The organism is Aurantiacibacter flavus (assembly GCF_039710615.1).
GTDB classification, from domain to species: Bacteria; Pseudomonadota; Alphaproteobacteria; order Sphingomonadales; family Sphingomonadaceae; genus Alteraurantiacibacter; species Alteraurantiacibacter flavus.
In genome coordinates, this window is sequence record NZ_JBDLBR010000019.1 from 1 (window position 1) to 2875 (window position 2875).

Here is a 2875-nt window from a genome sequence, read left to right on the forward strand (position 1 = left end):
ACGCGACATGGCGCGCGAGATCGCTAGCACCGATGCCTATCTCGTCTCGCGCAGACAGCGCAAGAAGGTCGAGATGCTGTTCGCGCACCTCAAGCTGGACCGCTTGCGCCTGCGCGGTCCCAATGGAGCAAAAGATGAGTTCCACCTCGTCGCCGCAGCCCAAAACCTACGCAAACTGGCCAAGATAAAGCCGATCGCTGGCCTCGCACCCGCCTGAGCGAGATTACAACGCCGCTCGCCCGGTGCCAGCCGCGAGCCACACCGAGCTCCGGCAACGACTTCTTCAACAGAATAGGGCCACATGCAGCCGCGCAGGAACTCGACTCTCGTCACCACTGTTCTTGTCGCTCGCGCGGCCACGTTTGCCAGGACCAGGCCCTGGTGGCGGCATCGACTGCATCGCGGGAGTTGATGTAGATCCCGCCATCGCCCGAGGTCGACATTGACTCAATGGTCAAATAGAACGCGGTGCCCAAGATCGAGGAGGTCGAGAAGAGCGCGCATGGTTGGCGTAATCCTGCTGAACAAGCCTTATGGCGTGCTCTCCCAGTTCACCGACGAGCGGCAGGGGGAACCTCGCCCCACGCTGGCTGACTTCGTCGATGCGCCCGGCTACTATCCGGCAGGTCGGCTGGACTTCGACAGCGAAGGTCTGATGGTCCTCACCAACGATGGTCGCCTGCAGGCACGCATCGCCAGCCCGCGCTACAAGCTCAAGAAGACTTATCTTGTGCAGGTCGAGGGTGAACCGATGGATGAGTCGCTCCGTATGTTGCGGCAGGGCGTTCGGTTAAAGGACGGAGAGACCTTGCCGGCGACGGTGGAGCGAATTGCCGATCCCATGCTCTGGCCGCGCAACCCGCCGATCCGGGTACGCAAATCCATACCCGACAGCTGGCTGTGCCTCTCCATCCAGGAAGGTCGCAACCGGCAAGTCCGCCGAATGACGGCGGCGGTCGGACATCCGACCTTGCGACTGGTACGCTGGGCAGTGGGTGACTGGACACTGGACGGGCTGCCACCCGGCGTGTGGCGCGCTGCCTGATAGGGCCTGTTCAGTCTTCGGACGTGATCGCAACGCTCCCGCTATTGGCAAGTTCGCATATCAGGTCCACGATTTGGGGAGATCCGGCCCATGCTGTGTCGATGCTCAGTGATGCGTGATCGCATAATTGCTCGGCAAAGAGCGCGACCGCGCCATTGCAATCATGGGCCCCGCCATCGACAAAGAGCGTAAGCGTTTCCGGCCCTGAGCGAATGAACCCGAAGCGGCTCGCCGGGTTGCGTTCCAGTAGCCCGCCCGCAACCAGTTCGTCCTCTATCTCCTGCGGCGCGACCGCATCCTCCGGGGCCCAGTCGATAAGATCGTACTTGGGCGTGGTGACGAGAGCGCCCGCCCAGCGAGCGAAGCTCTCGCGGTTTGCCAGCGCTTCGGTCACCATATGGTGCAGTTTGTCGAGTGCTTCTTGTGCGATCTCGCCCGGATTGACGACAGGCTCGAGTTCTGGATCGCAATAGCGGTCGTCGTCATCGAGCAGGTCGATGACATGATCGGCCCAGCCCGTAACGAGCTCGGCACGCGAGGGTGCGCGAAAGCCGATCGAATAGGTCATGCAATCCTCCCCCACTGCAATCCCGTCGTGTGCGAAACCGGGGGGCAGGTAAAGTATGTCGCCAGGCTCCAGCACCCATTCCTCAGACGGCTGAAAATCCGCCAGCAACCGCAAGCTATCATGAGGAAGGAGCGGGGTGCGCTCATCACAGCGCGCACCTACCCGCCAGCGCCGGCGTCCGAGTCCCTGTATAAGGAAAACGTCGTACTGATCGAAGTGCGGTCCCACCCCGCCGCCATCGCTGGCGTAACTGACCATCACATCGTCGATCCGCCAGTTGGGAATGAAGCGGAACGGTTCAAGCAATGCGGCGACGTCTGGGACGTGATGATCGACGGCTTGCACGAGCAGCGTCCAGGGTACCGCGCCCACCTCTGCGAAGTGGGCGTTCGACAGGGGGCCGTCGGTCAGATCCCATGATCTGGACGCAGTTCGGCGCACGAGCCGCGATTCCACACCTTCTTCGCACGCCAGTCCGGCAAGCTCATCCGGCGTTAATGGATTGACCCAACCCGGCCAGGCGTTGCGGATCAACCTCGGGCTCTTCTGCCAATGGTCACGAAGGAAGGTAACGGGGTCAAAATCCATACTGGCCTGTAGCGTTAATCGGGCACGATACTCAACTGGTCGATTGCCGCCTAAATGGCCAAAGCGCTTGCTGAAACGGCGATCGCCATCACAGGCGCGAAGGTCATGACGAGCCGCGCACCAATCGCGCGATGGAACTTCGCCTTTTCAACTCGATGAGATCACAAGCCGACAGTTTCCTTTCGGCCCTATTCCGTTGAAAAACTCTCGCTTGCGGTCGGCGTGAAGTCCTGATTCAGTTTCCGTAGGCAAGCGGAGACGTAGCGATGATGGGCGAGCGGACGGTGATGCAGGAGGCGCTGTTCTACAGCTTCCGCATCGAGGATCACGTGCCGGTCGATCACCTGCTGCGCGCGATCGACCGGTTCGTCGATCTGTCCGGTATCCGCGAGCACCTGAAGCCGTTCTACAGCGCGACTGGGCGACCCTCGATCGATCCCGAGCTGATGATCCGGATGCTGATCATCGGCTATTGCATGGGCATCCGGTCCGAGCGCCGGCTGTGCGAAGAGGTCCACCTGAACCTCGCCTATCGCTGGTTCTGTCGTCTCGATCTCGACGGCGCGGTGCCCGACCACTCCACCTTCTCAAAGAACCGGCATGGTCGGTTCCGCGACAGCGACCTGTTGCGCAAACTGTTCGAGATGACCGTCGAGCGCTGCATGATCGAGGGT

General features: G+C 61.4%; 4 protein-coding genes. 3 read left to right on the forward strand and 1 reads right to left on the reverse strand.

Features of this window, described 5'->3' with window-relative positions; all coding sequences use genetic code 11:
• Both ABDJ38_RS16865 and ABDJ38_RS16870 read left to right on the forward strand, forming a co-directional pair.
• Nucleotides 1-217: transposase (locus ABDJ38_RS16865; RefSeq protein ID WP_346786297.1), on the forward strand; the 217-nt coding region annotated here is incomplete at its 5' end.
• A 285-nt stretch (nt 218-502) separates the two neighbouring features.
• Complete coding sequence (locus ABDJ38_RS16870; protein WP_346786298.1) at nt 503-1045, forward strand: pseudouridine synthase; 543 nt, start codon at nt 503-505, stop codon at nt 1043-1045.
• 10 nt (nt 1046-1055) lie between these two features.
• On the opposite strand, the gene ABDJ38_RS16875 is transcribed toward ABDJ38_RS16870, so the two are convergent.
• Nucleotides 1056-2201 (reverse strand): JmjC domain-containing protein, encoded by a 1146-nt coding sequence (locus ABDJ38_RS16875; protein ID WP_346786299.1) that lies wholly within the window; start codon nt 2199-2201, stop codon nt 1056-1058.
• A 266-nt stretch (nt 2202-2467) separates the two neighbouring features.
• Between ABDJ38_RS16875 and ABDJ38_RS16880 the strand changes: the two genes are divergently transcribed.
• Nucleotides 2468-2875, forward strand: a 408-nt coding sequence (locus ABDJ38_RS16880) for a transposase (RefSeq protein ID WP_346786300.1), incomplete at its 3' end; no start/stop codon positions are given.